General features: G+C 64.4%; 23 protein-coding genes. 10 read left to right on the top strand and 13 right to left on the bottom strand.

The window, feature by feature from the left end:
* Positions 1 to 129 precede the first annotated feature (129 nt).
* Positions 130 to 1,512, top strand: coding sequence for an MFS transporter (locus tag LCM4577_RS28360; protein ID WP_244508451.1), 1,383 nt, complete (start codon positions 130 to 132; stop codon positions 1,510 to 1,512).
* A 14-nt stretch (positions 1,513 to 1,526) separates the two neighbouring features.
* On the opposite strand, the gene LCM4577_RS28355 is transcribed toward LCM4577_RS28360, so the two are convergent.
* On the bottom strand, positions 1,527 to 2,231 hold the full coding sequence (locus LCM4577_RS28355) for a nitroreductase (protein WP_071074329.1): 705 nt from the start codon (positions 2,229 to 2,231) through the stop codon (positions 1,527 to 1,529).
* A gap of 235 nt (positions 2,232 to 2,466) precedes the next feature.
* Here LCM4577_RS28355 and LCM4577_RS28350 point away from each other — a divergent pair, with 235 nt between their 5' ends.
* Genes LCM4577_RS28350 through LCM4577_RS28335 form a run of 4 tightly spaced genes read left to right on the top strand, consistent with a single transcriptional unit; the run spans position 2,467 to position 9,151 of the window.
* Positions 2,467 to 3,054: a helix-turn-helix domain-containing protein gene (locus LCM4577_RS28350; RefSeq protein WP_244508450.1), complete on the top strand. Its 588-nt coding sequence runs from the start codon at positions 2,467 to 2,469 to the stop codon at positions 3,052 to 3,054.
* 18 nt (positions 3,055 to 3,072) lie between these two features.
* Complete coding sequence (locus LCM4577_RS28345; RefSeq protein WP_071074328.1) at positions 3,073 to 5,526, top strand: FAD-dependent oxidoreductase; 2,454 nt, start codon at positions 3,073 to 3,075, stop codon at positions 5,524 to 5,526.
* Positions 5,526 to 6,707 carry a pyridoxal phosphate-dependent aminotransferase gene (locus LCM4577_RS28340; protein ID WP_071074327.1) on the top strand — a complete coding sequence of 394 codons (1,182 nt, stop codon included), beginning with the start codon at positions 5,526 to 5,528 and terminating at the stop codon, positions 6,705 to 6,707. The genes LCM4577_RS28345 and LCM4577_RS28340 overlap by 1 nt, the downstream gene beginning before the upstream one ends.
* A complete protein-coding gene (locus LCM4577_RS28335; RefSeq protein ID WP_071074326.1) occupies positions 6,704 to 9,151 on the top strand; it encodes an FAD-dependent oxidoreductase in 2,448 nt (815 codons plus the stop codon). The genes LCM4577_RS28340 and LCM4577_RS28335 overlap by 4 nt, the downstream gene beginning before the upstream one ends.
* A 167-nt stretch (positions 9,152 to 9,318) precedes the next feature.
* Here LCM4577_RS28335 and LCM4577_RS28330 read toward each other — a convergent pair whose 3' ends face one another.
* The 7 genes from LCM4577_RS28330 to LCM4577_RS28300 are packed head-to-tail and all read right to left on the bottom strand — an operon-like array spanning position 9,319 to position 15,907.
* Positions 9,319 to 9,906, bottom strand: coding sequence for an NAD(P)H-dependent oxidoreductase (locus tag LCM4577_RS28330; RefSeq protein WP_041011868.1), 588 nt, complete (start codon positions 9,904 to 9,906; stop codon positions 9,319 to 9,321).
* Entirely contained in the window at positions 9,906 to 10,487 is a 582-nt protein-coding gene (locus LCM4577_RS28325) for an NAD(P)H-dependent oxidoreductase (protein ID WP_071074325.1), read from the bottom strand. The genes LCM4577_RS28330 and LCM4577_RS28325 overlap by 1 nt, the downstream gene beginning before the upstream one ends.
* Positions 10,487 to 11,890: an FAD-binding oxidoreductase gene (locus LCM4577_RS28320; protein ID WP_071074324.1), complete on the bottom strand. Its 1,404-nt coding sequence runs from the start codon at positions 11,888 to 11,890 to the stop codon at positions 10,487 to 10,489. Before LCM4577_RS28320 ends, LCM4577_RS28325 begins: the two co-directional genes overlap by 1 nt.
* The gene (locus LCM4577_RS28315) at positions 11,890 to 13,191 is read right to left on the bottom strand and encodes a cytosine deaminase (RefSeq protein ID WP_071074323.1); all 1,302 of its coding nucleotides are present in this window, start codon (positions 13,189 to 13,191) and stop codon (positions 11,890 to 11,892) included. The genes LCM4577_RS28320 and LCM4577_RS28315 overlap by 1 nt, the downstream gene beginning before the upstream one ends.
* 36 nt (positions 13,192 to 13,227) lie before the next feature.
* Complete coding sequence (locus LCM4577_RS28310) at positions 13,228 to 14,079, bottom strand: ABC transporter permease (protein ID WP_071074322.1); 852 nt, start codon at positions 14,077 to 14,079, stop codon at positions 13,228 to 13,230.
* Positions 14,066 to 14,887 (bottom strand): ABC transporter ATP-binding protein, encoded by an 822-nt coding sequence (locus LCM4577_RS28305; RefSeq protein ID WP_040981960.1) that lies wholly within the window; start codon positions 14,885 to 14,887, stop codon positions 14,066 to 14,068. Before LCM4577_RS28305 ends, LCM4577_RS28310 begins: the two co-directional genes overlap by 14 nt.
* A 15-nt stretch (positions 14,888 to 14,902) precedes the next feature.
* The gene (locus LCM4577_RS28300; protein WP_040981962.1) at positions 14,903 to 15,907 is read right to left on the bottom strand and encodes an ABC transporter substrate-binding protein; all 1,005 of its coding nucleotides are present in this window, start codon (positions 15,905 to 15,907) and stop codon (positions 14,903 to 14,905) included.
* 253 nt (positions 15,908 to 16,160) lie between these two features.
* Between LCM4577_RS28300 and LCM4577_RS28295 the strand changes: the two genes are divergently transcribed.
* Positions 16,161 to 16,544 carry a RidA family protein gene (locus tag LCM4577_RS28295; RefSeq protein ID WP_040981965.1) on the top strand — a complete coding sequence of 128 codons (384 nt, stop codon included), beginning with the start codon at positions 16,161 to 16,163 and terminating at the stop codon, positions 16,542 to 16,544.
* A gap of 61 nt (positions 16,545 to 16,605) precedes the next feature.
* Positions 16,606 to 17,403 (top strand): creatininase family protein, encoded by a 798-nt coding sequence (locus tag LCM4577_RS28290; RefSeq protein WP_071074321.1) that lies wholly within the window; start codon positions 16,606 to 16,608, stop codon positions 17,401 to 17,403.
* A gap of 18 nt (positions 17,404 to 17,421) precedes the next feature.
* On the opposite strand, the gene LCM4577_RS28285 is transcribed toward LCM4577_RS28290, so the two are convergent.
* Together LCM4577_RS28285 and cobD are read right to left on the bottom strand one after the other, a co-directional pair.
* The gene (locus tag LCM4577_RS28285; protein ID WP_071074320.1) at positions 17,422 to 17,931 is read right to left on the bottom strand and encodes a tyrosine phosphatase family protein; all 510 of its coding nucleotides are present in this window, start codon (positions 17,929 to 17,931) and stop codon (positions 17,422 to 17,424) included.
* Entirely contained in the window at positions 17,928 to 18,983 is a 1,056-nt protein-coding gene (gene cobD, locus LCM4577_RS28280) for a threonine-phosphate decarboxylase CobD (RefSeq protein ID WP_071074319.1), read from the bottom strand. Before cobD ends, LCM4577_RS28285 begins: the two co-directional genes overlap by 4 nt.
* Between cobD and cbiB the strand changes: the two genes are divergently transcribed.
* On the top strand, positions 18,982 to 19,989 hold the full coding sequence (gene cbiB, locus LCM4577_RS28275; protein ID WP_071074318.1) for an adenosylcobinamide-phosphate synthase CbiB: 1,008 nt from the start codon (positions 18,982 to 18,984) through the stop codon (positions 19,987 to 19,989). The genes cobD and cbiB overlap by 2 nt on opposite strands.
* A gap of 97 nt (positions 19,990 to 20,086) precedes the next feature.
* Here cbiB and cobO read toward each other — a convergent pair whose 3' ends face one another.
* The 3 genes from cobO to LCM4577_RS28260 all read right to left on the bottom strand — a co-directional run bounded on the left by cobO (position 20,087) and on the right by LCM4577_RS28260 (position 22,072).
* Positions 20,087 to 20,716 carry a cob(I)yrinic acid a,c-diamide adenosyltransferase gene (gene cobO, locus LCM4577_RS28270; RefSeq protein WP_071074317.1) on the bottom strand — a complete coding sequence of 210 codons (630 nt, stop codon included), beginning with the start codon at positions 20,714 to 20,716 and terminating at the stop codon, positions 20,087 to 20,089.
* Between the two features lies 1 nt (position 20,717).
* The gene (gene cobU / locus LCM4577_RS28265) at positions 20,718 to 21,263 is read right to left on the bottom strand and encodes a bifunctional adenosylcobinamide kinase/adenosylcobinamide-phosphate guanylyltransferase (protein ID WP_071074316.1); all 546 of its coding nucleotides are present in this window, start codon (positions 21,261 to 21,263) and stop codon (positions 20,718 to 20,720) included.
* Positions 21,264 to 21,385: 122 nt separating this feature from the next.
* Positions 21,386 to 22,072, bottom strand: coding sequence for a gamma-glutamylcyclotransferase (locus LCM4577_RS28260; RefSeq protein ID WP_041007609.1), 687 nt, complete (start codon positions 22,070 to 22,072; stop codon positions 21,386 to 21,388).
* Between the two features lie 472 nt (positions 22,073 to 22,544).
* Here LCM4577_RS28260 and LCM4577_RS28255 point away from each other — a divergent pair, with 472 nt between their 5' ends.
* Both LCM4577_RS28255 and LCM4577_RS28250 read left to right on the top strand, forming a co-directional pair.
* Positions 22,545 to 23,351: an SRPBCC family protein gene (locus tag LCM4577_RS28255; protein ID WP_244508449.1), complete on the top strand. Its 807-nt coding sequence runs from the start codon at positions 22,545 to 22,547 to the stop codon at positions 23,349 to 23,351.
* A gap of 126 nt (positions 23,352 to 23,477) precedes the next feature.
* The gene (locus LCM4577_RS28250) at positions 23,478 to 24,083 is read left to right on the top strand and encodes a TetR/AcrR family transcriptional regulator (RefSeq protein ID WP_071074315.1); all 606 of its coding nucleotides are present in this window, start codon (positions 23,478 to 23,480) and stop codon (positions 24,081 to 24,083) included.
* The last annotated feature ends 9 nt before the right edge of the window (positions 24,084 to 24,092 follow it).

The following is a 24,092-nucleotide window of genomic DNA, read 5'->3' as shown; positions in this document are numbered from 1 at the left end:
AGGTAAGGAATCACGGGCGTTTGCCAGGGCAAACGCCCGCTCAGGCAACCAATTCGACCATACCCTTCCATGACTGTTGAGACTTCGGCGACGGCCACGACCCGCTTTGCTCCGGCGGAGGGTCCGTCGATGCTGTTGCCGGCAACCGTCGCTTGCGGCGTGTTTATGACCAGCCTCGACCAGAACGTCGTGGTCACCGCGCTGCCCGGCATCGGCGAGAGCCTCGACCGCCCGCCAAGCCAGCTTGGCCTTTTGATCACCGTCTATGTCGCCAGCCTCATCGTCACCATGCCGCTCGGCGGCTGGCTGGCCGACCGCTTCGGTCTGCGCAACGTCTATTGCTTCGCCCTCCTCGTCTTCGCCAGCGCCTCGGCATTGTGCGGCCTTTCGGAAAACATCTGGATCCTGGTCGGCTCGCGCGCCCTGCAAGGGTGCGGCGGCGCGCTGATGGGGACGCTTGGCCAGGTCGTGATCCTGTCGAGCTTCCCGCGCGACCGCACGCTGAAGATCAACATGTATATCTCGCTCGCCGGCCAGTCAGGGCCGCTGGTCGGACCGCTCGTCGGCGGCGCGCTGACCACCTACGTCTCCTGGCGCTGGATCTTTTATATCAACATCCCAATTGCGCTGACCGCGGCGCTTCTGGCTGCCTCGTTGTTTCCGACCACGACCAAGCCGGTGCGCACGCCGTTCGATTTTCCGGGCTTCCTGCTCGTCGGCAGCGGCATGGGCCTGCTGGTCTTCGGCATGGATTCGCTTGCCGCCAAGGATGCCGCGAGCAGCCTCATCGGCATCGAGCTCGGCCTGGCGATCGTCATCCTGACGGTTGCCGCCTTCTATTGCCTGCGCGCGCGCAACCCGCTGCTCGATCTCAACCTGCTGCGCATCCGCACCTTCCGCATCTCCTTCCTCACCGGCGGCGGCCTCGACACGATCGGCCTGAGCTCGGTGGTTTTCCTGCTGCCGCTGATGTTCCAGCTCGGCTTCGGCATGAGCGCGGTGCAGGCCGGATCGCTGACTTTCGTCGCCGCGATCGGGTCGCTGCTGATGCGCTTCTTCATGCCGCGCCTTTTGAACCGTTTCGGCTTCAAGCGCGTGCTGGTCACCAACACGCCGGTCGTCGCCTTGCTGGTCGCCGGCTTTGCCCTGATGCAGGAAAGCCTGCCGGCCTGGATCGTTTTGGCCTACATCTTCACCTTCGGCGTCTTCAGGTCCGTGCAATGGGCCTCGACCGGCAATCTTTCCTATTCGGACATCGCGCCGGAGCAGCTCGCCCGCTTCAGCGCGCTCTACTACATCCTGTGGCAGCTTGCGGTGGCGATCAGCGTCGGCCTCGCGTCGGCGCTCCTGTCGTTGCTTGCCGGCGGCGGCAAGGCCAGCGTCAACGACTATCGCATGCTGTTCGTCATCGAAGGCCTGATCACGCTTTGCGCGCTGTCGGCGTATCTTAGGCTGACGCCGCAGGACGGCGCCCATGTCAGCGGCCATGGCACGCATATGAGCACCGACTGACGCCTCTGCCGAAACTATTCCGCGAACGTCACCCAGTCCTCGAGCGGCGCGCGGTCGGTGCGGAACTCGTTCTCCGGCTTCGACGTGTCCTCGTAACCCAGCGCCATGCCGCACACGACGATCTCCTCGTCGGGAATGTTGAGCACCGGCCGGATCTGGCGGTGATAGGGCGCGAAGGCCGCTTGGGGGCAGGTATGCAGTCCCCTGCCGCGCGCCGCGACCATGATGTTCTGCAGGAACATGCCGTAGTCGATCCAGGAGCCCTGGTTCAGTCTCCGGTCGATCGTGAAGATCATGCCGACGGGAGCGTCGAAGAAGATGAAGTTGCGGTCGTGCTGCGCCCGCATCTTGTCGACCTCGCGCCGGCCGATGCCCAGCGCGCCGTAAAGCCCGAAGCCGTTGGCGCGGCGACGCGTGAGATACGGTTCGAAGAACTGGTCGGGATAGTAGCGGTACTCGTCCCACTCCGCCTTTTCGGCGCGGATGCCGGAGTTGAGGATGGCGTCGCTGATGCGCTGCTTGACCTCGCCCTTGGTCACATAGACGCGCCAGGGCTGCATGTTGGTGCCGGACGGCGCACGCGCGGCGACCGCAAGGATCGCGCGGATCGTCTCGTCATCGACCATGTCGGGCAGGAAAGCGCGCACCGACCGGCGCGAGGTGATCGCCTCGTCGACGATCACCGCGTCCGATGCGATCCGGATGTTCTTCTCAAGCATGGGCCGTCCCTTTGCGCATGGCCGGAAACCGCAAATACGGTTTTCCTGACGACCATCCGCAGACTCTAAGCTAAACTGGTCCCCGACCGGGCGCCCCACTCGCCGCTCGTGCGCGAGCCTTTGCATCAACGGCCGAAAACGCGCAAGCAAATCTTGTGGCCTATGAAAATCCCCTTGATTTTTTCATGAATTTACCGCTTCATGAAATTTATCCGGATTTTTTCACGAGCAACCTTTGACCTCGACCGCAACCAAATCGGAGCAGGACAATGGCGACCGGCTGCTGACCGGCGACATCCGTGCGCTCCGCAAGGCGCGCGGCCTCACGCTCGCTGAAATTGCGCTGAAGCTGGGCCGTTCGGTCGGTTGGGTCAGCCAGGTCGAGCGTGGTCTTTCCATCCCCTCGCTTAGCGACCTCAGGGCATTCGCCAGCCTCTTTGATGTCCCGATCAGCCTGTTCTTCAGCCATGATGTGCCTGTCGAAGAGGAGCGCGGCGTGGTCGTGCGCGCCGGCAGCCGCCGTTCGCTTGGCACAAGTGAATCCGGCCTGGTGGAGGAGCTTCTGTCGCCCGACCTCGGCGGTAGCTTCGAGATGCTGCGCTCGGTCTTCGCGCCGGGCGCGGAGTTGAAGACCGAAGCGCGCCGTCCGACGGAAGAAGCGGGCTATGTCGCGTCGGRCACGTTCGAGATCGAGATCGATGGCGTCTGGCATCGTCTCGGCGAAGGCGACTCGTTCCGCTTCGAGGGCAAGCCGTTCCGCTGGCGCAATCCTGGCGTCGAGCCGGCCGTCGTCATCTGGGTGGTTTCACCGCCGGTATATTGAGTAACTTTGGAGGAGAACATGGCCGGTTTGCCGACCACGGCGCGCGTGGTGATCATCGGAGGCGGTGTCGTCGGCTGCTCATCGCTCTATCACCTATGCAAGGCGGGCTGGACCGACTGCGTGCTTCTGGAAAAGAACGAGCTGACCTCCGGCTCGACCTGGCATGCCGCCGGCAACGTGCCGACCTTCTCTTCGTCCTGGTCGCTGATGAACATGCAGCGCTACTCGACCGAGCTCTACCGGGGTCTGGCCGAAGCGGTCGACTATCCGATGAACTATCATGTCACCGGCTCGCTCCGGCTCGCGCACACGAAGGAGCGCATGCAGGAATTCCAGCGCGCCAAGGGCATGGGCCGCTACCAGGGCATGGATATCGACGTCGTCGGCCTCGACGAGATCAAGCGACGCTACCCCTTCATCGAGACGCATGAGCTGAAAGGCGCGCTCTACGATCCGAGCGACGGCGACATCGACCCGGCGCAACTGACGCAGGCGCTCGCCAAAGGCGCGCGCGACATGGGCGCCAAGATCATCCGCTTCTGCCCGGTCACCGGCGTTCGCCGCGAGAACGGCGAATGGGTGGTCGCCACCCCGCAGGGCGAGATCCGCTGCGAGATCGTCATCAACGCGGCTGGCTACCGCGCCGCCGAGGTCGGAAAAATGTTCGGCCGCGACGTGCCGATGATGGTGATGAGCCATCAGTATATCTTGTTCGAGGAGATCCCCGAGCTTGCCGCCTGGACGAAGGAGCAGGGCCACAAGCTGCCGCTGCTGCGCGACGTCGACACGTCCTACTACCTGCGCCAGGAAAAGAGCGGCATGAATCTCGGCCCCTATGAGCGCAATTGCCGCGCGCATTGGGCGACCCATAACGATCCGATGCCGGAGGATTTCTCCTTCCAGCTTTTCCCCGACGACCTCGACCGTCTCGAGCATTACCTCGCCGACGCCGTCGCCCGCGTGCCGATCCTCGGCACCGCCGGCCTCTCCAAGGTGATCAACGGACCGATCCCCTACGCGCCGGACGGCAACCCCCTGATCGGGCCGATGCCCGGCGTRCCGAACGCCTTCGAGGCCTGCGTCTTCACCTTCGGCATCGCGCAAGGCGGCGGCGCCGGCAAGGTGCTGGCCGAATGGGTGACCGAGGGCCAGACCGAATGGGACATGTGGTCCTGCGACCCGCGCCGCTTCACCAGTTTCGCCTCGGCGCCGGATTATTGCGTCGCCAAAGGCATGGAGATTTACGGCAACGAATACGCCATCCAGTTCCCGCGCCATGCCTGGCCGGAGGGGCGCAACCGCAAGCTGTCGCCATTGCATGAGCGCATCAAGGCGCTGGGCGGCCAGTTCGATGCCTATAATGGCTGGGAGCGCGCGACCTGGTATGCCAAGCCCGGCGACGATACCTCCGAGGAAGCGACGCTCACTTTCCGCCGCGACGGGCCTTGGCAACGCGCGGTGCGCGAGGAATGCTTTGCCGTGCGCGACGCCGCCGGCATCCTCGACCTGCCCGGCTTCTCGCGCTTCAGCCTCGAAGGCCCGGGCGCGGCCGACTGGCTGTCGCTGCAGGTCACCGGCCTCGTGCCGAAGCCCGGCCGCATCGGCCTCGTCTATTTTTCCGACGACAAGGGGCGCATCGTCACCGAAATGTCGGTGGTTCGCCATGGCGAGGACCAGATGACGCTCATCACCGCGGCCGTGGCGCAATGGCACGATTTCGAATGGCTGAAGTCACGCATGCCAGCCCATGCTGCCTTCACGCTGACCGACCGGACGGAAGAATATTCGACCCAGATCCTCGCCGGTCCGAACTCGCGCAAAATCCTGGCCGAGGTCTGCGAGGCCGATTTGACCCTGCCCTGGCTGACGCATCAGGATACGATCATCGCCGGGCGCTGGGCGAAGCTGGTGCGCGTGTCCTTCGCCGGCGAGCTCGGCTGGGAAATCCACACCAAGGTCGCCGACACGCTGGCGGTCTTCGACGCCGTCTGGGCAGCCGGCCAGAAGCACGGCCTGAAACCCTTCGGCATGTATGCGCTGGATTCGCTGCGGCTGGAAAAAGGCTACCGCGCCTGGAAGGGCGACCTTTCGACCGACTATTCGATCCTGCAGGGCGGGCTGGAGCGCTTCGTCAAATGGGACAAGCCGGACTTCCGCGGCAAGGCGGCTTTGCTCAATGAGAAGCAGCAGGGCGTGAAGAAGCGCTTCGTCACGCTGGTCGTCGAAAATCCCGGCGACTGCGACGCGCCCTATATGTCGACGCTTTGGCATGACGGCAGGATCGTCGGCGAGACCACGTCGGGCGGTTGGGGCCACCGTGTCGGCAAATCGATCGCGCTCGGCATGCTGCGCGCCGATCTCACGGAGCCGGGCACGGCGATCGAGGTGGAGATTTTTGGCGATCGCTTCAAAGCCGTCGTCCAGAAGGACGAGCCGCTGTGGGATCCGAAGAATGAGAGGTTAAGAGCCTGATGCCCAAACCCTCCAAGCGCATTACCGCCATCGTGCCTTCCGGCAAGGATGGCTGGGAAGTCCACTTCGCCGCCTGGAACCGCAAGCAGGCCGGCGAGGACATCATCGTGCTCTCGGTCGGCGACCACGATTTCGATACGCCGTCGGAAACGATCGAGGCCTGCGTGGCCGCCGTGCGCGAGAGCAACCATCACTACACGCCGCTCCCCGGCCTGCCGCGCTTGCGCAAGGCGATGGCGGCGGCCTCCACCGCCTGCAGCGGCATCCTGACGGAGCCCGACGAGGTCATCGCCACGGCCGGCGGCCAGGGGGCGCTCTATGCCGCCGTGCAGGGCGTGCTCGACMCGGGCGACCATGCCATCGTCGTGGCGCCCTACTATGCCACCTACCCCAACACCTTCAGCGCCGCGGGCGCCAGTTTCACCGTGGTCGAGACGCCGGCCGAAGATGGATTTCAACCTCGCGCGGACATGATCCGGGCGGCGTTGAAACCCAACACGCGCGCCATCCTGATCAACACGCCGAACAATCCGACGGGCGCCGTCTATTCGCGCGAACGGCTCGAAGAGCTGGCCGGAATCTGCAAGGAACATGATCTCTGGCTGCTGTCGGACGAGGTCTATTGGACGCTCGGCGGCGACGAGCACATCTCGCCGCGCTCGCTTCCCGGCATGGCCGAGCGCACCCTGGTCATCAACTCCATGTCGAAAAGCCACGGCATGACCGGCTGGCGCATGGGCTGGCTGACCGGACCGAAGGCGATGATCGCGCTGATGATCGACCTCAATCTGGTCACCACCTACGGCCTGCCGGCCTTCATCTCGATCGCCTGCGCCGAGGCTCTGGAAAACCACTATGGCGTGAAGGACATTGCCGAGCGCTACGCCGCGCGACGTAAGATCTTCCTCGATGCCATACGCGGTGCCAACGAAGTCACCGTGCGCGGCTCCGAAGGCGGCATGTATGTCATGCTCGACATCTCCGCCGTCGAGCCCGACGACGAGAAATTCGCCTGGGCGCTGCTCGACAAGGAAAAGGTCGGCGTCATGCCCGGTTCGAGCTTCGGCGAGGCAGCCGCCGGGCACATCCGCATCAGCCTCTGCCAGCCCGAACCCATCCTCAAGGAAGCAGCGCTTCGCGTGCGCCGCTTCGCTTCCAACTATCGCCGCGAGGCCGCATGACCAAGACCATTCCCAGCAAGGCCCGCGCCGTCATCATCGGCGGCGGCGTCTCCGGCTGCTCGGTCGCCTATCATCTGGCCAAGCTCGGCTGGACCGACATCGTGCTCTTGGAACGCAAGCAGCTCACCTCAGGCACCACCTGGCATGCCGCCGGCCTGATCGGCCAGTTGCGCGGCTCGCAGAACATGACCCGGCTGGCGAAATATTCGGCCGACCTCTACGTCAAGCTCGAAGCCGAAACCGATGTCGGCACCGGGATGCGCCAGGTCGGCTCGATCACCGTCGCGCTGACCGAGGAGCGCAAGCACGAGATCTATCGGCAGGCTTCGTTGGCTCGCGCCTTCGATGTCGATGTGCGCGAGATTTCGCCGCGCGAGGTCAAGGAGATGTACCCGCATCTCAACGTCTCGGATGTGGTCGGCGCGGTGCATCTGCCGCTCGATGGCCAATGCGATCCCGCCAACATCGCCATGGCGCTGGCCAAGGGCGCGCGCCAGCGCGGTGCGACGATCATCGAGAACGTCAAGGTCACCAAGGTCCACACGAAGAACGGTCGCGTCTCCGGCGTCTCCTGGGCGCAGGGCGAGGAGCAAGGCACGATCGAGACCGACATCGTCGTCAACTGCGCCGGCATGTGGGCGCGCGAGCTTGGCCGGCAGAACGGCGTCACCATCCCGCTGCATGCCTGCGAGCATTTCTATCTCCTCACCGAGCCGATCCCCGGCCTGTCGCGCCTGCCGGTGCTGCGCGTGCCGGACGAGTGCGCCTACTACAAGGAGGATGCGGGCAAGATGATGCTCGGCGCCTTCGAGCCAGTGGCGAAGCCGTGGGGCATGGACGGCATCCGCGAGGATTTCTGCTTCGACCAGTTGCCCGAGGACATGGACCATTTCGAGCCGATCCTCGAAATGGGCGTCAACCGCATGCCGATGCTGGGCACTGCCGGCATCCATACCTTCTTCAACGGCCCCGAGAGTTTTACCCCGGACGACCGCTACTATCTCGGTGAAGCGCCGGAGCTTTCCGGCTACTGGATGGCGACCGGCTACAATTCGATCGGCATCGTTTCTTCTGGCGGGGCCGGCATGGCGCTGGCGCAATGGATCAATGACGGCGAGGCGCCGTTCGATCTCTGGGAGGTCGATATCCGCCGCGCCCAGCCGTTCCAGAAGAACCGCCGCTACCTCAAGGAGCGCGTCTCGGAGACGCTCGGCCTGCTTTATGCCGACCATTTCCCTTACCGCCAGATGGCGACCTCGCGCGGCGTGCGCCGATCGCCTCTGCACGAGCATTTGAAGGCGCGCGGCGCCGTCTTCGGCGAAGTGGCGGGCTGGGAGCGCGCCAACTGGTTCGCCCGCGAGGGCCAGGAGCGCGAATACCGCTATTCCTGGAAGCGGCAGAACTGGTTCGACAACCAGCGCGAGGAACATCTTGCGGTGCGCAACGGCGTCGGCCTGTTCGACATGACCTCCTTCGGCAAGATCCGCGTCGAGGGCCGGGATGCCTGTGCCTTCCTGCAACGGCTCTGCGCCAACGACATGGACGTTGCGCCGGGCAAAATCGTCTACACGCAGATGCTCAACCAGCGCGGCGGCATCGAGAGCGACCTCACCGTGACGCGGCTGTCCGCAACCGCCTATTTCCTGGTCGTGCCGGGCGCCACGCTGCAGCGCGACCTTGCCTGGCTGCGCAAGCATGTCGCCGACGAGTTCGTCGTCGTCACCGACGTCACCGCCGCCGAAGCCGTCATCTGCCTGATGGGCCCCGACTCGCGAAAACTGATCCAGAAGGTCAGCCCGAACGACTTTTCCAACGAAGCCAATCCGTTCGGCACGTTCCAGGAGATCGAGATCGGCATGGGGCTGGCCCGCGCCCACCGCGTCACCTATGTCGGCGAGCTCGGCTGGGAGCTCTATGTCTCGACCGAGCAGGCGGCCCATGTTTTCGAGGCGATCACGGAAGCCGGCGCCGATGTCGGCCTGAAGCTTTGCGGCCTGCACACGCTCGATTCCTGCCGTATCGAAAAGGCCTTCCGCCATTTCGGCCACGACATCACCGACGAGGACAATGTCTTGGAGGCCGGCCTGGGTTTCGCGGTGAAAACGAGCAAAGCCGGGTTCATCGGCCGCGACGCGGTGCTCAGGAAGAAGGAAGCCGGCTTGTCGCGCCGGCTGGTGCAGTTCCGCCTGAAGGATCCTGAGCCCCTGCTCTTCCACAACGAAGCCATCCTGCGCGACGGCCGGATTGTCGGCCCGATCACCTCCGGCAATTACGGCCACCACCTCGGCGGCGCGATCGGCCTGGGTTACGTGCCCTGTGAGGGCCAGAGCGAGGCGGATGTGCTTGGCTCGTCCTACGAGGTCGAGATCGCCGGCGAGCGGTTCGCCGCGGAAGCCTCGCTGAAGCCGATGTATGATCCGAAGGCGGAGCGGGTGAAGATGTAGCGCCGGCCTCTCCTTCTCCCCTTGTGGGAGAAGGTGTCGCCGAAGGCGACGGATGAGGGGTGCTCCAGGGAAAGCCAGCGTCTCACTCCGCTGGAACACCCCTCATCCGTCTCGGCGCTGCGCGCCGATCCACCTTCTCCCACAAGGGGAGAAGGGAAAACTGGCCCTCAAAACCGCTCCAGCCTCGCCCTTACCTTCGACAGAAACGCCACCCTGCTCCTCGGCGTGGACGAATCCATCAGATAATGCGCCAGGAAGAACGTCTTGCAGCGCGTGGCGCACAGCGCCCGCATGCCGCGCAGGATCGTCTTGCGGCCCGGCTGGCCGACGACCACGCTCCACCAGGTCGGCGCGCCGCAGGTGGTGATGACGCCGACCCTGGTGACATGCCGCATCAGCGACGTGATCCGCCCCTTGCCGGCGGGCAGTTTGAAGGCGATGTCGGTGGCCCAGACCCGGTCGAACCAGCCCTTCAGCATCGCCGGCAGGCCGTACCACCAGGTCGGATAGATGAACAGGATCGCCTCGGCCCATTGCAGGTGCTCGAAATGCGGCTTGAGCGCCGGGTCGTCCGGCGCCCCGTCGTTGTAGAAGCGCCGCTCCTCGCAGTTCATCACCGGATCGAAATCCTCGGCATAGAGGTCGAGCAGCCGCACATCCCAACCTCGCCCCCTCAGCACCTCCACCGCCGTGTCGCGGATCGCCGCGCAATAGCTTTCCGGCACCGGATGGCAATAGACCACCAGCACGCGCATCAGAATTGATCCATGTTGGCCGCGACCTTCGCCATGAAGGCGTTGCGCGTCTCGTCGGTGGAGAGGTTCATCGAATAATGCGCGAGATAGGAAACGGGAGCGCCGGGTTTGATGGTGGCCCGCAGCATGCGCTTGACGATCTTGCGCGGCGGGTCGCCCATCAGCACGGCGCGAAAACGGCTGCCGCCATAGGTGGTGACGGCCGCCATCTTGCGGATGTTGTGCATCGTCGGCCGCACCTTGCCGTCGACCAGCTTGAACGACACACCGGGTAGGAAGACGCGGTCGAAGAAGCCTTTCAGGATCGCCGGATAGCCGTAGTTCCAGACCGGAAATGACAGCACCAGCGCCTCGGCTCTCTGGAGCCTTTCCACGTAGCCGGCAACCGCGTCGTTCGGCCCGCGCGGATTGTGGTAGCCGAGCCGTTCGGCGCGCGTCAGCCGCGGATCGAAATCCTCGGCATAGAGGTCGCAGTCGTCGACCGCATGGCCCGCCGCGGCGAGCCGCTCGACGATCGTCTTGTGCAGGCCGGCGTTGAAGCTGGTCTCCACCGGATGAGCGAAGAGCACGAGGATGTTCATCAACTCGCCCTTTGCAGGCCCTTGAACAGGAACGTCCGGCCGGAGCGATAATCGTAGTCCGGATTTTCCCAGGCGATCATCTTGCCGGGGTTGAGCAGCCCTTGCGGATCGGTCTCGCGCTTGAAGGCAAGTTGGATCTCGTCGGTCTGCTTCATGCCGCCCTCTTCCAGCGTGTAGCGATGCGGATTGAAGATCGGGCAGCCATTCTCCTCATGCAGGCGGATGATCTGGTCCAGCCGCGCCTCGGTGGTGAACTTGACCAGCGGCAGGCCGAAGCAGGTGATGTTGCCGTCGAGCCGCACGAATTCCAGATGCGAGAACACCTCGCCCGGGAACATCGCATCCATCTTCTCGACCAGCGCCAGCTGGTTGGGGAACGGATAGAGCGACTGCAGATAGGTGATCGAGGGGTCGACGCGCAGCGCCCTCAGCGTCGTGTGGTTCCAGGCGAGCTCATAGGCAGGCGGGAGGCCCTTCTTGTCCTCGTCCGTCGCGGTTGCCGCGTTGAGAATGACCTCGCCGCCGGCGCGCCGGGTGAAGGCAAGGAAGGCGTCGAGCCCGTGCTTCGCGACCATGACGACGCAGATGCTTTGCCCTTCGCGCAGGAATTTCTGGTGCCGCTTGAAATAGAGCTGCGGCACGGGTGCGGCGATCGGCGTGATCAGCTTGGTCAGGATGCCGTCCTGGCAGGCCAGCGCGTTGCCGTAGCGGGCAGCGCCCATGAAAGTATCGAAGCCGACGATGACGTCGACCCATTCATAGGCGGCGGTCAGCGGCATCTCGACCTCGGTGATGATGCCGTTGGTGCCATAGGCATGCGTGACCTTATGCAGATCCTCGCCGGTGAGCTCGATCGCCTTCGGTTCGGCCTCCATGGTCACGACGCGCAGCCGCAGCACATTGCCGAAATCGCGCAGGCCGCCGAAATTGATCGAGCCGACCCCGCCCGAGCCGCCGGCGATGAAGCCGCCTATCGAGGCGGTGTTGTATGTCGAGGGCGAGAGCCTGAGCTCCTGTCCGGAATGCGCCCGCGTCGCCTTGTCGATGTCGGCAAGGATTGCGCCCGGCCCAGTCACCACCCGTCCTGAGGCGATCGTCTTGATTTCGTTCATCTCGGCGAGGTTCAGCACCACACCGCCCGACAGCGGCATCGCCTGCCCGTAATTGCCGGTGCCGCTGCCGCGCGGCGTCACCGGAACGCCATGCCGGTGGCACGCGGCAAGCACGCGGATGACCTCGGCCTCGTTCTTCGGCGTGACGATCAGGTCGCCCTTGATGTGATCGAGCTGCGCCTTCAGCACCGGGCTGTACCAGTAGAAGTCGCGGCTCTTCTGCTGGACGATGGCCGGATGGTCGTCGACCTTGATCCCGTCGAGATCGCGCTTCAGCGCTGCGATATCCATCATCCCACCATCAATTCGTCGAGTTCGGCATAATCGGGCAGTTGGCGTTCGATCGCCCTGCCCTCGCGCACCACGATGCGATCCGATTCGGGCCGCGACAGCAATTCCGTCCAGTTCCGTCCCTTGAAGACGATGAAATCGGCGCTGCCGCCCGCGGCCAGCGTGCCGGCGCCATCGAGCCGCATCACCTCGGCCGGCGTTGCCGCCACCGCCCTAGGCCAGTCGCCAACCGGGTGGTCGAAATGCAGGATGCGTGTCGCCATGCGGTAGACTTCGAGCATGTCGAGATCGCCATAGGCGTAGAACGGGTCGCGCGTGTTGTCGGAAGCGACCGCCACCTTGATGCCGCGCGCCTTCATCTCGTGCAGCAGCGTCACGCCGCGCCAGCGCGGGGTGGTGCCGTTGTTGCGGCGGTCCTGCAGATAGAGGTTGCACATCGGCAGCGACACCACGGCGAGCCGCGCCTTCGCCACCTTGTCCAGCGTGTCGAGCACCTCGAGGTCCGGCTGGCGCGCCAGCGAACAGCAATGGCCGACCAGGATGTTGCCCTCGAAACTGTTCCACAGCGACGCCTCGGCGATCTTTTTCAGCGAGATCGCCGCGACGTCGTCGGTCTCGTCGGCATGGAAATCGAGGTCGAGCCCGTGTTCGATCGCCTGCGCGAACACCTGGTCGAGCAGTTCCTCGAGATCGGGCACCATATAGGTGACGACGCCGAGCACACCCTTGGCCGCCGCGACGCGCTTCGCCAGCCGCTCGAACCAGGCCTTGTCGCGCACGCCCTCGATGCCGAGCAGGCAGGCCGCCTGCAAATCGATGCGCCCGCGCCATTTCTCCCGCATCGTCTCGAACACAGGCCAGGAGATCTCCTCCTGCGGCGGCACGCTGTCGAGATGCGTGCGCAGGGCCTTGGTGCCGTGCGCGTAGGCCGAGCGCAGCGAGAAATCCATGCGGCGCGCGACATCCTCGGCGCTCCAGCGCGCGGCGCGGTYGGCGCCGGTGGCGTTGAGCGCGCCCATGAAGGTGCCGTCGGGGTTGGGCTTCCGCGGCCAGATATGCCCCTTGTCGATATGGGTGTGGCAGTCGACGAAACACGGCAGCACGATCCGGCCGGCAAGGTCGATCGCGTCGGCCGGCGCCTTCGACTTGGCTTGGGCGACAATGCTCGCGATCTTGCCGTCGGCGACGAGCAGTTCGGCCAGCGCGAAACCATCCGCATCGAACGGTGCCGCAAGGCCGGGCGTCAGTGACCGATGAACACGGGCATTGGCGAGCTGGTAGGATCCAGAGGCAGGTATCAAGATCTGGTCCTCTTCGCGATTTTCCCTGCTACCACCCTAGCGCTCCTGTTTCAGAGCGCTCTCGTGCCAGCGGCGCAGGATGAGATGCGAAACCAGCGACAGCACCAGGAAGATCAGGATGCCGGTGAGCGAGATCAGGATCAGCGCCGCGAACAGGCGCGGCGCGTTGAGCCGGTAGCCGGCCTCGATGATGCGCGAGGCAAGCCCCGACGACTGTCCCTGCGCGCCGGCGACGAATTCCGCAACCACCGCGCCGATCAGCGACAGGCCGCCGGCGATCTTCAGCCCGCCGAGGAAATAGGGCATCGCCGCCGGCAGCCGCAGATAGCGCAATTGCTGCCAGCGCGTCGCGCCGTTGAGCTTGAACAGGTCGCGCAGATTTCGGTCGACCGAGTTCAGCCCGAGCGTGGTGTTGGACAGGATCGGGAAGAAGGCGACGATCCAGGCGCAGAGTAGCAGTTTGACGGTCTGGTTGTTCACATAGATGTTGATCAGCGGGAAGATGGCGACKATCGGCGTCACCTGCAGCACGATGGCGAAGGGGAAGAACGACATCTCCACCCATTTCGATTGCGCGAACAGCACCGCCAGCCCGACGCCGCCGATGACGGCGAGGRCCAAGCTGAGGAAGGTGATCCTGAGCGTCACCAGCAGAGAGGAGAAGAGCAGGCCCGCGTCGTTGTGCAGCGTCTGCAGCACCACGCCCGGCCGCGGCAGGATATATTGCGGGATCTCGTTCCAGACGCAGATGCGGTCCCACAGTACGATCGCCAGCACCATGATCGCCAGCGGCAGCACCCATTTGCCGATGCGTTCCAGCCGCTCCTGGCGGGCGCGGCGCGCCTCTTCCGGATCGAGCTTCAGCGTGGTGTCGTCAATGGCCGTCATGATGGGATCCGGCGGTTGAGTTGATGGCGTCGACCAGCGCGTCCGAGGCCTGCCGGCAAAGCGCGGCATAGTCGGGCGAGGTTCGGAACGCCTCGTCGCGCGGATAGGGCGCGTCGATGGCAAGCTCGCCATGGACGCGGCCAGGGCGCGCGGCCATGACGACGACGCGGCTGGACAGGAAGACGCTCTCGAAGACGCTGTGGGTGACGAAGACCACCGTGAAGCGCTCGTCCTGCCACAGTTCCAGGAGATCGTTGTTGAGCTTGAAGCGGGTGATCTCGTCGAGCGCCGCGAACGGCTCGTCCATCAGAAGGATGCGCGGCTTCGTCACCATGGCCCGCGCGATCGAGACGCGCATCTTCATGCCGCCGGAAAGCTCGCGCGGCACGGCGTTCTCGAAGCCGGTGAGATGGACGCGCGACAGCATCTCCAGCACGGCCGGCTCCGCCTTGGCGCGCGACACGCCCTTCAGCCTGAGCGGCAGCCAGACATTGTCGAAGACGCTGGCCCAAGGCAGCAGCGTCGGCTCCTGGAAGACGAAGCCGGTGTTCGAGCGGTCTATCGAGCCGCGCCAGTCGAGCTGGCCGGAGGTCGGCGTCGACAGGCCCGCGATCAACCGGAGCGCCGTCGACTTGCCGCAGCCCGAGGGGCCGAGCAGGCTGAGGAAATCGCCTTCGCGGATCGCAAGATCCACCTTGCTCAGCGCCGTCACACCATTGGAAAAGACCTTGCCGACATTGCGCAACGCAAGCAGCATCGCGGCCTCGCCCGATGCCGCCCGCGTCTCCGGCACTTTCTCCTGGATCATCTCAGGCAGGCCGCCTTATTTCTTCAGCTCCAGCCCGACACCTTTGTTGATGAAGGCCAGCGTATAGGCCTTTTTGATGTCGAGGCCCGGCTGCGCGACCTTGGCCTTGACCATCTTGTCGTAGAAACTCTGGATGCGGGCCTCGTTCATGGTGCCGATGCCGAGCTTTTCGGAGTCGCCGGAATCGACCACGCCGAACTTCTTCATCTGCTCGATCGAGAAGGCGATCTGCTCATCCGTCATGTCCGGATTGTCCTTCTTGATCATGTCGTTGGCGGCCTTGTTGTCGCCGTAGAGGTACTTGTACCAGCCCTTGGCCGAGCCATCGACGAAGCACTGCACCACCTCCGGTCGCTTGTCGATCGTATCCTGCATCACCTCGATGGTCGTCGCATAGGTGTCCCAGCCATTATCGGCAAGCAGGAACTGATTCGGCATGAAGCCGCCCTGCTTCTGCACCGCGAACGGCTCGGACGTCACATAGCCCTGCTGGATCGACTTCTTGTTTGCGATGAAGGGCGCCGGATTGAACGTGTAAGGCACGCGCTTCGCGGCATCGAAGCCGAGATCGGTGACCATCCATTGGAAGAAGGTCTGCGCGCCCTCGTCGCCCATGATGTACTGGTCGGCGTTCTTCAGGTCCTCCCATTTGTCCAACCCCTCTCCCGGGTGGGACATGATGACCTGCGGATCCTTCTGGAAGTCGGCGGCAACGACGCGCATCGGAATGCCCTGCTGCACGGCATCGAAGGCCGAAAGCAGATTGCCGCCCATGTAGAAATCGATCTTGCCGGCAAGCAGCATCGGCCGCCCGCTGACCTGTGGGCCGCCCTGCATGATGGTGACGTCGAGGCCGCAGGCGGCATAGGTGCCGTCGGCGATGGCCTGGTAGTAGCCGCCATGTTCCGGCTCGGCCAGCCAGTTGGTGCCGAACGTAACCTTCTCGTTCGCGGCCGCGCTCAGCGTGCCCGCCGCCAGCAGGACGGCGGCACCCGCCAGCATCTTTCCTTGTCCGATCATAAACATCACCCTCTCTTGGCCCGGGCGCGCGACGCGCTGGGCTCGACACCGTTGATTCAAGAAGCAAGACACATGCCACCGCCTGGGCCGCCTGCTTGTGCGGCAGTCATTGCCGAGACCGGACGGGTCATGCCGTACGCGAGGCATCGTGCCTATTTTTTGAACGCCTGTCCATAATCGCCCCAGCGGCATACACCGCATCTTGAAGGTTTCATGAATCGAGCCTTAGTCTGCAGGCGCACAGGAGAATGCGATGCTGAAATACCTCGCCCCCAAGACCATCAAGCCCCCTTTTGCCCGCTATAGCCACGGCGTTGAAATACCCGCCGGAAAACGGCTGGTGCTGTGCTCGGGGCAGTTGGGCATCGGCCCCGACGACACCGTCCCGGAGGATGCAGGGGCGCAGACCGAGCTTTGCTTCAAGAACATCGCCGCAATCCTCAGTGAGGCCGGGCTGACCTTGAACGACACCGTGCGCATCAACGCTTTCGTCACCGGCCGCGAGCACCTGCAGGCCTATATGGATGTCCGCAACCGGCTCTTTTCCGATCCCGCGCCGGCATCGACACTGATGATCGTTTCCGGCTTCGCCCGTCCCGAGTTCAAGGTCGAGGTCGAGGTGCTTGCCGCCGGCTGATGGTTGCCCGCAACCGCGAGGCGCTTTAGATCATCCCAATCAGACCTTCGGGAGACGAAAAGTGACGACAAAACGCGTGTGGTGGGGTGACTACCGGACGACCGAATACGCCTCGATCGATGCCGAGGCGACCATCGCCGTGCTGCCGGTTGCGGCAATCGAACAGCATGGCCCGCATCTGCCTGTATCGRCCGACACATCGATCATGATGGGCATGCTGGAGACGGTGATCGCGCGCCTGCCCGACGACCTCGACATCCGCATCCTGCCGGTGCAGGCGGTCGGCAAGTCGAACGAGCACCTGCATGCGCCGGGAACGCTCACCTTGCCCGCCACCACCTTGGTCGAAGCCTGGACGGAACTCGGCCTGTCGGTCGCCCGCGCCGGGGTGAGAAAGCTGATCATCGTCAATTCGCATGGCGGCAATGAAGAGATCATGGGCATCGTTTCGCGCGAATTGCGCGTGCGCGCCAAAATGCTGTCGGTGAAGACGAGCTGGCAGCGTTTCGGTCGACCGGCCGGCATGTATACCGAGCTCGAGGACCGTCACGGCATCCATGGCGGCGATGTCGAGACCTCGCTGATGCTGCACTTCCGGCCCGACCTCGTCGACATGAGCAAGGCGGACAATTTCGTCTCCAATGTCGGCCGCGCCGAAAAGGAATTCGCCCTGCTGCGCCACACCGGAACGCACGCCTTCGCCTGGATCGCCAGCGACCTCAATCCGAACGGCGTGGTCGGCGACGCCTCCATCGCTACGGCCGAGAAGGGCCGCCTGACGGCGGAAATGCAGGCCGACGGTTTTATTAACCTGGTCAGGGATGTGCGTAAGGCGAAGCTTGCCGAATGGCTGCCGTAGCGGCTGGTCCGCTTTGACTTAGGCCTCAATCCCCAGTTCAAAGGGAATGCCTTCGAAAGCATCAGCGCCACGCCCGATCGCCTCGATCGCCGTAATCATGCGGCCGTCGCGCTGAAGTAGCATGTCGGCGACGGCGATCAGCCGCGGATTGGGTGTCGCCGTCGGCGAGAGAAAGCGCAGCGTCTTGGCGAGTTCCATCTCGTCGCGCTTTGGCGAAAGTGCCGTCGCGATGATGTAGGCCGACGCGGTCGAGCGGCTGACGCCGGCATAGCAATGCACCACCATCGGCTTTGCCCGGTCCCAGCGATAGGCGAAATCGAGCAAGGCCCGCACATGCTCCTCGCCGGGCATCGTCATGCCTTCCTGCGCGACGGCGATGTCGTGCATGACGAGATGCAGGTGGTTTTCCGCCGGGATCGAAGCCGGGCGGACCACCTCGGTGCCGGCTGCAAGCAGCGACAGCAAGCGCTGCGCACCGGTCCTTGCCACCGTTTCGTCGACCTTCGACAGCGAACAGACGTGGATCATCTTTCGATCTCCTTCGGCCCATCCTCGCGCCGTGAGGCCCAGGCGGCAAGCGCGCTTTCAAGACGCTGCCACTCGGCGTCATTGCCCGGCAGGCCGAAGCGCAAGACTTGCGGCCGCTCGGCGAAATGACGGACCAGCACGCCACACTCGCCGAGTGCAGAAAACAGGCTCGAAGCCTCAGGAGATGACAGATAGCGGAACAGGCTGGTGCCGCCGGAGACCGGGACATCGAATCGGTCAAGCAGCGCGTCGAGCCGTCCGGCATCCTGTGCCAGGCGTTTGCGCATATCGGCCTGCCAATTCGCATCCGACAGCGCACGAATGCCATATTCGAGCGCAGGACCGGCTACCGCCCAAGGCCCGAGCTGCGCATCCAGCCGCTCAGCCGTCAGCGGATCCGTCAGCGCGAAGCCGAGCCTGACGCCGGCAAGCCCGAAGAACTTGCCGAACGAGCGCAGCACGACAATGCCGCCTTCCGCGACATCCCCCGCCAGGCTTTGCTCGATCGGGCCGACATCCATGAAGGCTTCGTCGACGACCAGCAGCCCGCCCTTGGCGCGAAGCCGCGCGGCAAGGTCGAGCAGGCGGGCCTTTTCGATCACCCGCCCGTCAGGATTGTTGGGATTGACCAGCACCGCAAGGTCCGCCTCGACCAGCGAGTCGAAATCACCGACTTCTGCGACCGCATGGCCGGCTATGGCCGCAGCGCGGGCGTGTTCGGCATAGGTCGGGCCAAGCACCAGCGCCTTGCCGGGCCGTACCAGCGAAGCAGCGCGCGGCAAAAGAATCTGTGTGCCGGGTGCCGCCGCCACATGCGCCGCCGACGGCGCGCCATAGGCTCCAGCCGCAATTTCGGCCAATTCGCGCAGTTGTCCTGCCTCCGGCAATCGGGTCAGGGCGGTGGCGGGCAGTTCGAAAAGCGGATAGGAGTGCGGGTTGATACCTGTCGAGAGGTCCACGAAAGGTTGTGGCGCATGAGGAAAAAGCGCGCTTGCCCGGCCAAGGCTGCCGCCATGATCAACCGCCGCAATCGCGCCGCTTAGAAGCTTCATGTCTGTTCTGATCGCTTTCCTGTCACTCGCCGTCGAACGCGCCCTCGGCTACCCGGACTGGCTGTTCAACGCCATCGGCCATCCGGTAACCTGGATCGGCAGGCTGATATCCTTTCTCGATCGCCGGCTCAACCGCGCGACGGATTCCGACGAATTGCGTCGCCGACGCGGCGTCCAGGCCTTGCTTGTCATTCTGCTGGTCCCCGGCCTGATCGGCCTGGCGCTGCATGTCCTGCTGTGGCTGATGTTCCCGACGGGTCTGGTCATTGCCGCCATCCTCGGCTCCACGCTGCTGTCGCAGAAAAGCCTCGCCGAGCATGTCGAGGACGTCGCCAACGCGCTGGAGACCGGCGGCCTGACGCTTGGCCGCATCGCCGTTTCGCGCATCGTCGGCCGCGATCCCGAAAAGCTCGACAAGGCCGGCGTCGCGCGCGCGGCGATCGAAAGCCTGGCCGAGAATTTTTCGGACGGCATCGTCGCGCCCGCCTTTTGGACCGGCATCGGCGGGCTTGGCGGCGGTGCTGCCTACAAGGCCGCCAACACCGCCGATTCGATGATCGGCCACCGCACGCCGAAACACGAAGCCTTTGGCCGGGCGGCTGCCCGCTTCGATGATCTGATCAACCTGCCCGCATCGCGGCTGACTGGCCTGCTCATCGTGCTGGCTGCCTTTCTGGTCCCCGGCGCCGATCCGCGCGCTGCCTGGCAAGTCATGCGGCGCGACGCCAGGAAACATCGCTCGCCCAATGCCGGCTGGCCGGAGGCGGCGATGGCCGGCGCGCTCGGCTTATCGCTGGCCGGACCGCGCAGCTATGGCGGCGAAGTCGTAGAGGACGCCTTCATGGGCGAAGGCGGCCGCCGCGAGGCCGAAAGCACCGACATCCGCCAGGCGCTCAAACTCTACCGTGTCGCCGACTGGCTGCTGCTGGGCTTGTTCGCGATCCTGTCGGCAATCGTGATCTATCTGACCATTCTGATCAGCGGCCAAGGCGCCAGCACACTTTAGAGCATGATCCCGAAAAGTGGGAACCGGTTTTCGGAAAAGATCATGCTCCAACAAAGAGTTAGAGCAGGGTGACGATTCAACGAAACGTCATCCTGCTCTAGAATTCGATGCCTTGCTGCGCCTTCACCCCGGCGGAGAAATGGTGCTTCGTCAGCCCCATTTCGGTGACGAGGTCGGCCGCCTCGACGAGCAGCGGCTTGGCGTTGCGGCCGGTGACGACCACATGCAGATCGTCGCGGCGCGCCTTCAGCGCCGCGACCACTTTTTCCAGATCGAGATAGTCGTAGCGCAGCGCGATGTTGAGCTCGTCGAGCACCACCAGGCTGATCGACGGATCGGCCATCAGCTCCAGCGCCTTGGCCCAGGCGGCCTCGGCGGCGGCGATGTCGCGCTTGAGGTCCTGCGTCTCCCAGGTAAACCCCTCGCCCATCGCATGCCAGACGACGCGGTCGCCGAAAGCAGCGAAGGCGTCCTTCTCGCCGGTATGCCATTTGCCTTTGATGAACTGGACGACGCCGACGCGCTTGCCATAGCCGAGCATTCTCAGCGCCAGGCCGAAGGCCGCCGTGGTCTTGCCCTTGCCCGGCCCGGTGTTGACGATCAGCAGCCCCTTCTCGATCGTCTTGCCGGCGACCTCGGCATCCTGCACCGCCTTGCGCTTGGCCATCTTGGCGCGATGGCGCTCTGCGTCCTTTTCGTCGATCGGCTTGTCTTCGATGTCGGCCATGTCATTTCACCTTGAGCGGCAGCCCCGCCACCATCATGAGAACGCTGTCGGCAGCGGCCGCGACCTGCTGGTTGAGCCGGCCCGCGGCGTCGCGGAAGCGGCGCGCCAAAGCGTTGTCGGGCACGATGCCCAATCCGACCTCGTTGGAGACCACGAACCACGGCCCGCGTGRCCGCGACAGCGCATCCTTGAGCCGCCGGCATTCGGCCTCGATATCATGTTCGGCCAGCATGTGATTGGTGAGCCACAAAGTCAGGCAGTCGATCAGCGCAGGTTCGTGATTCGGCAAGGCCTCGATTGCGCCGACCAGATCGAGCGGCGCATCGATGGTGACCCAGCCTTCGCCACGCCGCGACCGGTGCAGCGCGATGCGCTCGTGCATCTCGTCGTCATAAGCCTGCGCCGTGGCGACGTAGGTCCAGGGCGAGGGGTTAGCAGTCGTCAGCTTCTCGGCATAGGAACTTTTGCCCGAGCGGGCACCGCCCAGGATGAAGGTCAGTTTCCGATCGGAAGCTCTATTGCCGCTCGCGGCTGTCGCGCYGGTCATTCCTGCCTTCACCTTGGACGAACATTGTCGTTACCATCAGGCCGACGGCGCGACTTTAGGCAGAAGCCCTCCTCCCGGCAAACCAAATTCCGCCACCGCTCGGCGCGATTGCGGCACGACCGCTACGAGCTGGCGATCCGGGCGGCGACCAGCTGCTGCAACCGCCACAGATGCGCGTCATGGATGCCGCGCTGCTCGAGATTCTTCACCGTGTTGTAGAGATAGTCGGCGCCCGAGCCCCAATGGCCGCAGGAGGTCGCCAGCCTTTCGACAACCGCCTCCTCGCTCAACGGACCGGCATAGGTGGTCCCGTTACGGTTGATGACGAAGGCCAGCGCCCGCAGCGGCCCGCCATCGCTCGTCATATTGAGCAGACGCGGATGGTAGCTGGTCGGCTTCAGCGTCACCTCGCGCCGCAAGAGCCTGTCGAGTTGCTCAACCCGGTCGCCGTCGCCGAGCCGAAAGGCGACGCCCTTGCACTGTCCGCCGCGGTCCAGCGCCATCATCAGACCCGGGCTTTCCTTGGTGCCGCGCCAACGCGTCATCTTCATGCAAAAGGACCTGTGCCAGCCGCGTAGCAGAGCCACCCGTTCCTCGACATGCTCGATCTCGGGCTTCCAGATCAGGGAGCCGTAGCCAAACAGCCAGAGGGGTTCATCGGCGGGAAGCTGGGCCTCCAGCGTGCGCGCCATCGCGTCATAGTCGGCGTCATCCAGATGCTCGGCATCGGGATCGGGCCCGCTGTCCTCGACGATGCGAAAACAGCGGGCGACCAGTTCCTCGGTAAGCGACATGGTTCTCGGCAGCATAAGCGCGACCTTAAGGTCCTCGTTCCGCCGCTACAATCGGGGAAAGCCGGCAATTGACAACAGCTTTGCCGGGGTGTCGGCTGGTCGTCAGCCAAGGAGAAGCCGATGCAGCCCAATCCGAGCAAGCGCGACCCTTACAACGGCCTGACCAGCCTGCAGCCGACCTTGCCCTCGGCCGCCTATTGGGACGCCGACGCCTACCGGCGCGATCTGGACGCCATCTGGTACCGAAGCTGGCTGATGGTCTGCCGCGAGGCCGACCTGGCGGAACCCCTCGCCTTCCGCACGGTGCGCATCGGCAGCCAGGAAATCGTCGTGCTGCGCGACGAGACCGGCGCCTTGCGCCTTTCACAACACCTGCCGTCATCGCGGCTCGCAGCTTTGCCAGGAGAGCGCCGGACGGCTGAAGGCCAGGCTGCTCACCTGTCCCTACCATGCATGGTCCTATTCGCTGCGCGGCGATCTGGTACGCGTGCCGTCGAAATCGCTGCCCGAGGGCTTCGACAAGGCCGACTACCCGCTTTACCGCGTGGCGCTCTCGGTCTGGCGCGGCTTCGTCTTCATCAACCTCGCCGAGCATCCCGACAGCTCGGCGGAAAGCTCCTTCGATCGGGCCTCCGGCGATCTTTCCAACTGGCCGCTGGAAACGCTCGTCACCGGCCACCGGCTCACCAAGGTGATGAACTGCAACTGGAAGATTTTCTGGGAGAACTTCAACGAATGCCTGCACTGCCCGGGCGTGCATAAGGATCTGTCGCGGCTGGTGCCGATCTATGGGCGCGGCCTGATGGCGAGGCATGACGATCCCGAATGGGCGCGCCACGCCGACAATGACGGTCCGGAGTTTTCCGGCCGCCTGCGCGCCGGCGCCGAGACATGGTCGCGGGATGGCCATGTCCATGGCCCTGTCTTTTCCGGCCTGACTCCAGCCGAACGCGCCGCCGGCCAGACTTATGCCACCTCGCTGCCCTCGATGTTCGTCGTCGGACACATCGACTACATGCGCACCGTGCGGCTGGCCCCGCTCGGCCCCGAGCAGACCGAGCTCACCGCCGAATGGCTGTTCGCCCCGGATGCGCTGGGAAAGACCGATATCGACAACATCGTCGCTTTCGGCACCCAGGTGCTGGAGGAAGACGCCGCGATCTGCGAGGTCAACCAGAAGGGGCTCCGCTCGATGCGCCATCAGACCGGCGTGCTCATGCCGGAGGAATACGATTTGCACCGCTTCCATGATTGGCTGCGCGGGCACCACACGGAGTTCCAGCAATCAAAATGACTTCGGCATATAGCGCCGGTTAAGAAGCGGGCGTGGCCATAGCAGAGGGGTTTTGACAGAAGGGCTGCACCTTGATCGGGATTTGGCAAGCAGCTAGGGCAGAATGTCGAATGTCTGAGGTGCTCCATGGTGCAGGTAAAGAAGGCGGAGGTGCGCGGGGCGATCCTCGAAGCCGCCACGCAGCTCTTCTTCGAAAACGGCTATGCTGGCACCTCGGCGAGCGAGATCGGTCAGCGCGCCGGCGTCGCGCCCTCGGCCATCTACAGATATTTCGACTCGAAGCTCGATCTTTTCTTTCAGGTATACAGTCCCTGGCTGAAGGCCAGGCTTGACCAGCTTGAACGGGAGCTGAAATCGATCGACGGCCATAGGGCGAAGGTGCAGCACATCGTCGCGACGATTTGGCACGAAATCCCGAATGAACAGAACTTCTTTGCCAACAATCTGATGCAGGCCGTATCGACGGCCACCCCCGCCGATCATTACAGCGGCAATCTGCTTGAATGGTGCGAACAACACGTGGCGCGGATGCTGAAAGCGGCCGAACCAAAGCCGCTGCATGGCCTGGCGCACTACTCCAGCCTGGCGCATGTGCTCTTCATGTCGTTCAACGGCTTCGTCGTTGGCGCCTATCTCGGGGTGCGCGGCGAGAAAACCGTGCCGGCCATCGAAGCGATGACTGACCTCATCGTCGGCGCGTCGGCGCCCGACCTGAAGCCGGTCAAAGGCTGACCGCAGGCC

It is taken from the genome of Mesorhizobium sp. LCM 4577 (genome assembly GCF_001854795.2).
In the GTDB taxonomy this organism is placed as follows: domain Bacteria; phylum Pseudomonadota; class Alphaproteobacteria; order Rhizobiales; family Rhizobiaceae; genus Mesorhizobium; species Mesorhizobium plurifarium.
This window is presented reverse-complemented; position numbering and strand designations above follow the sequence as displayed.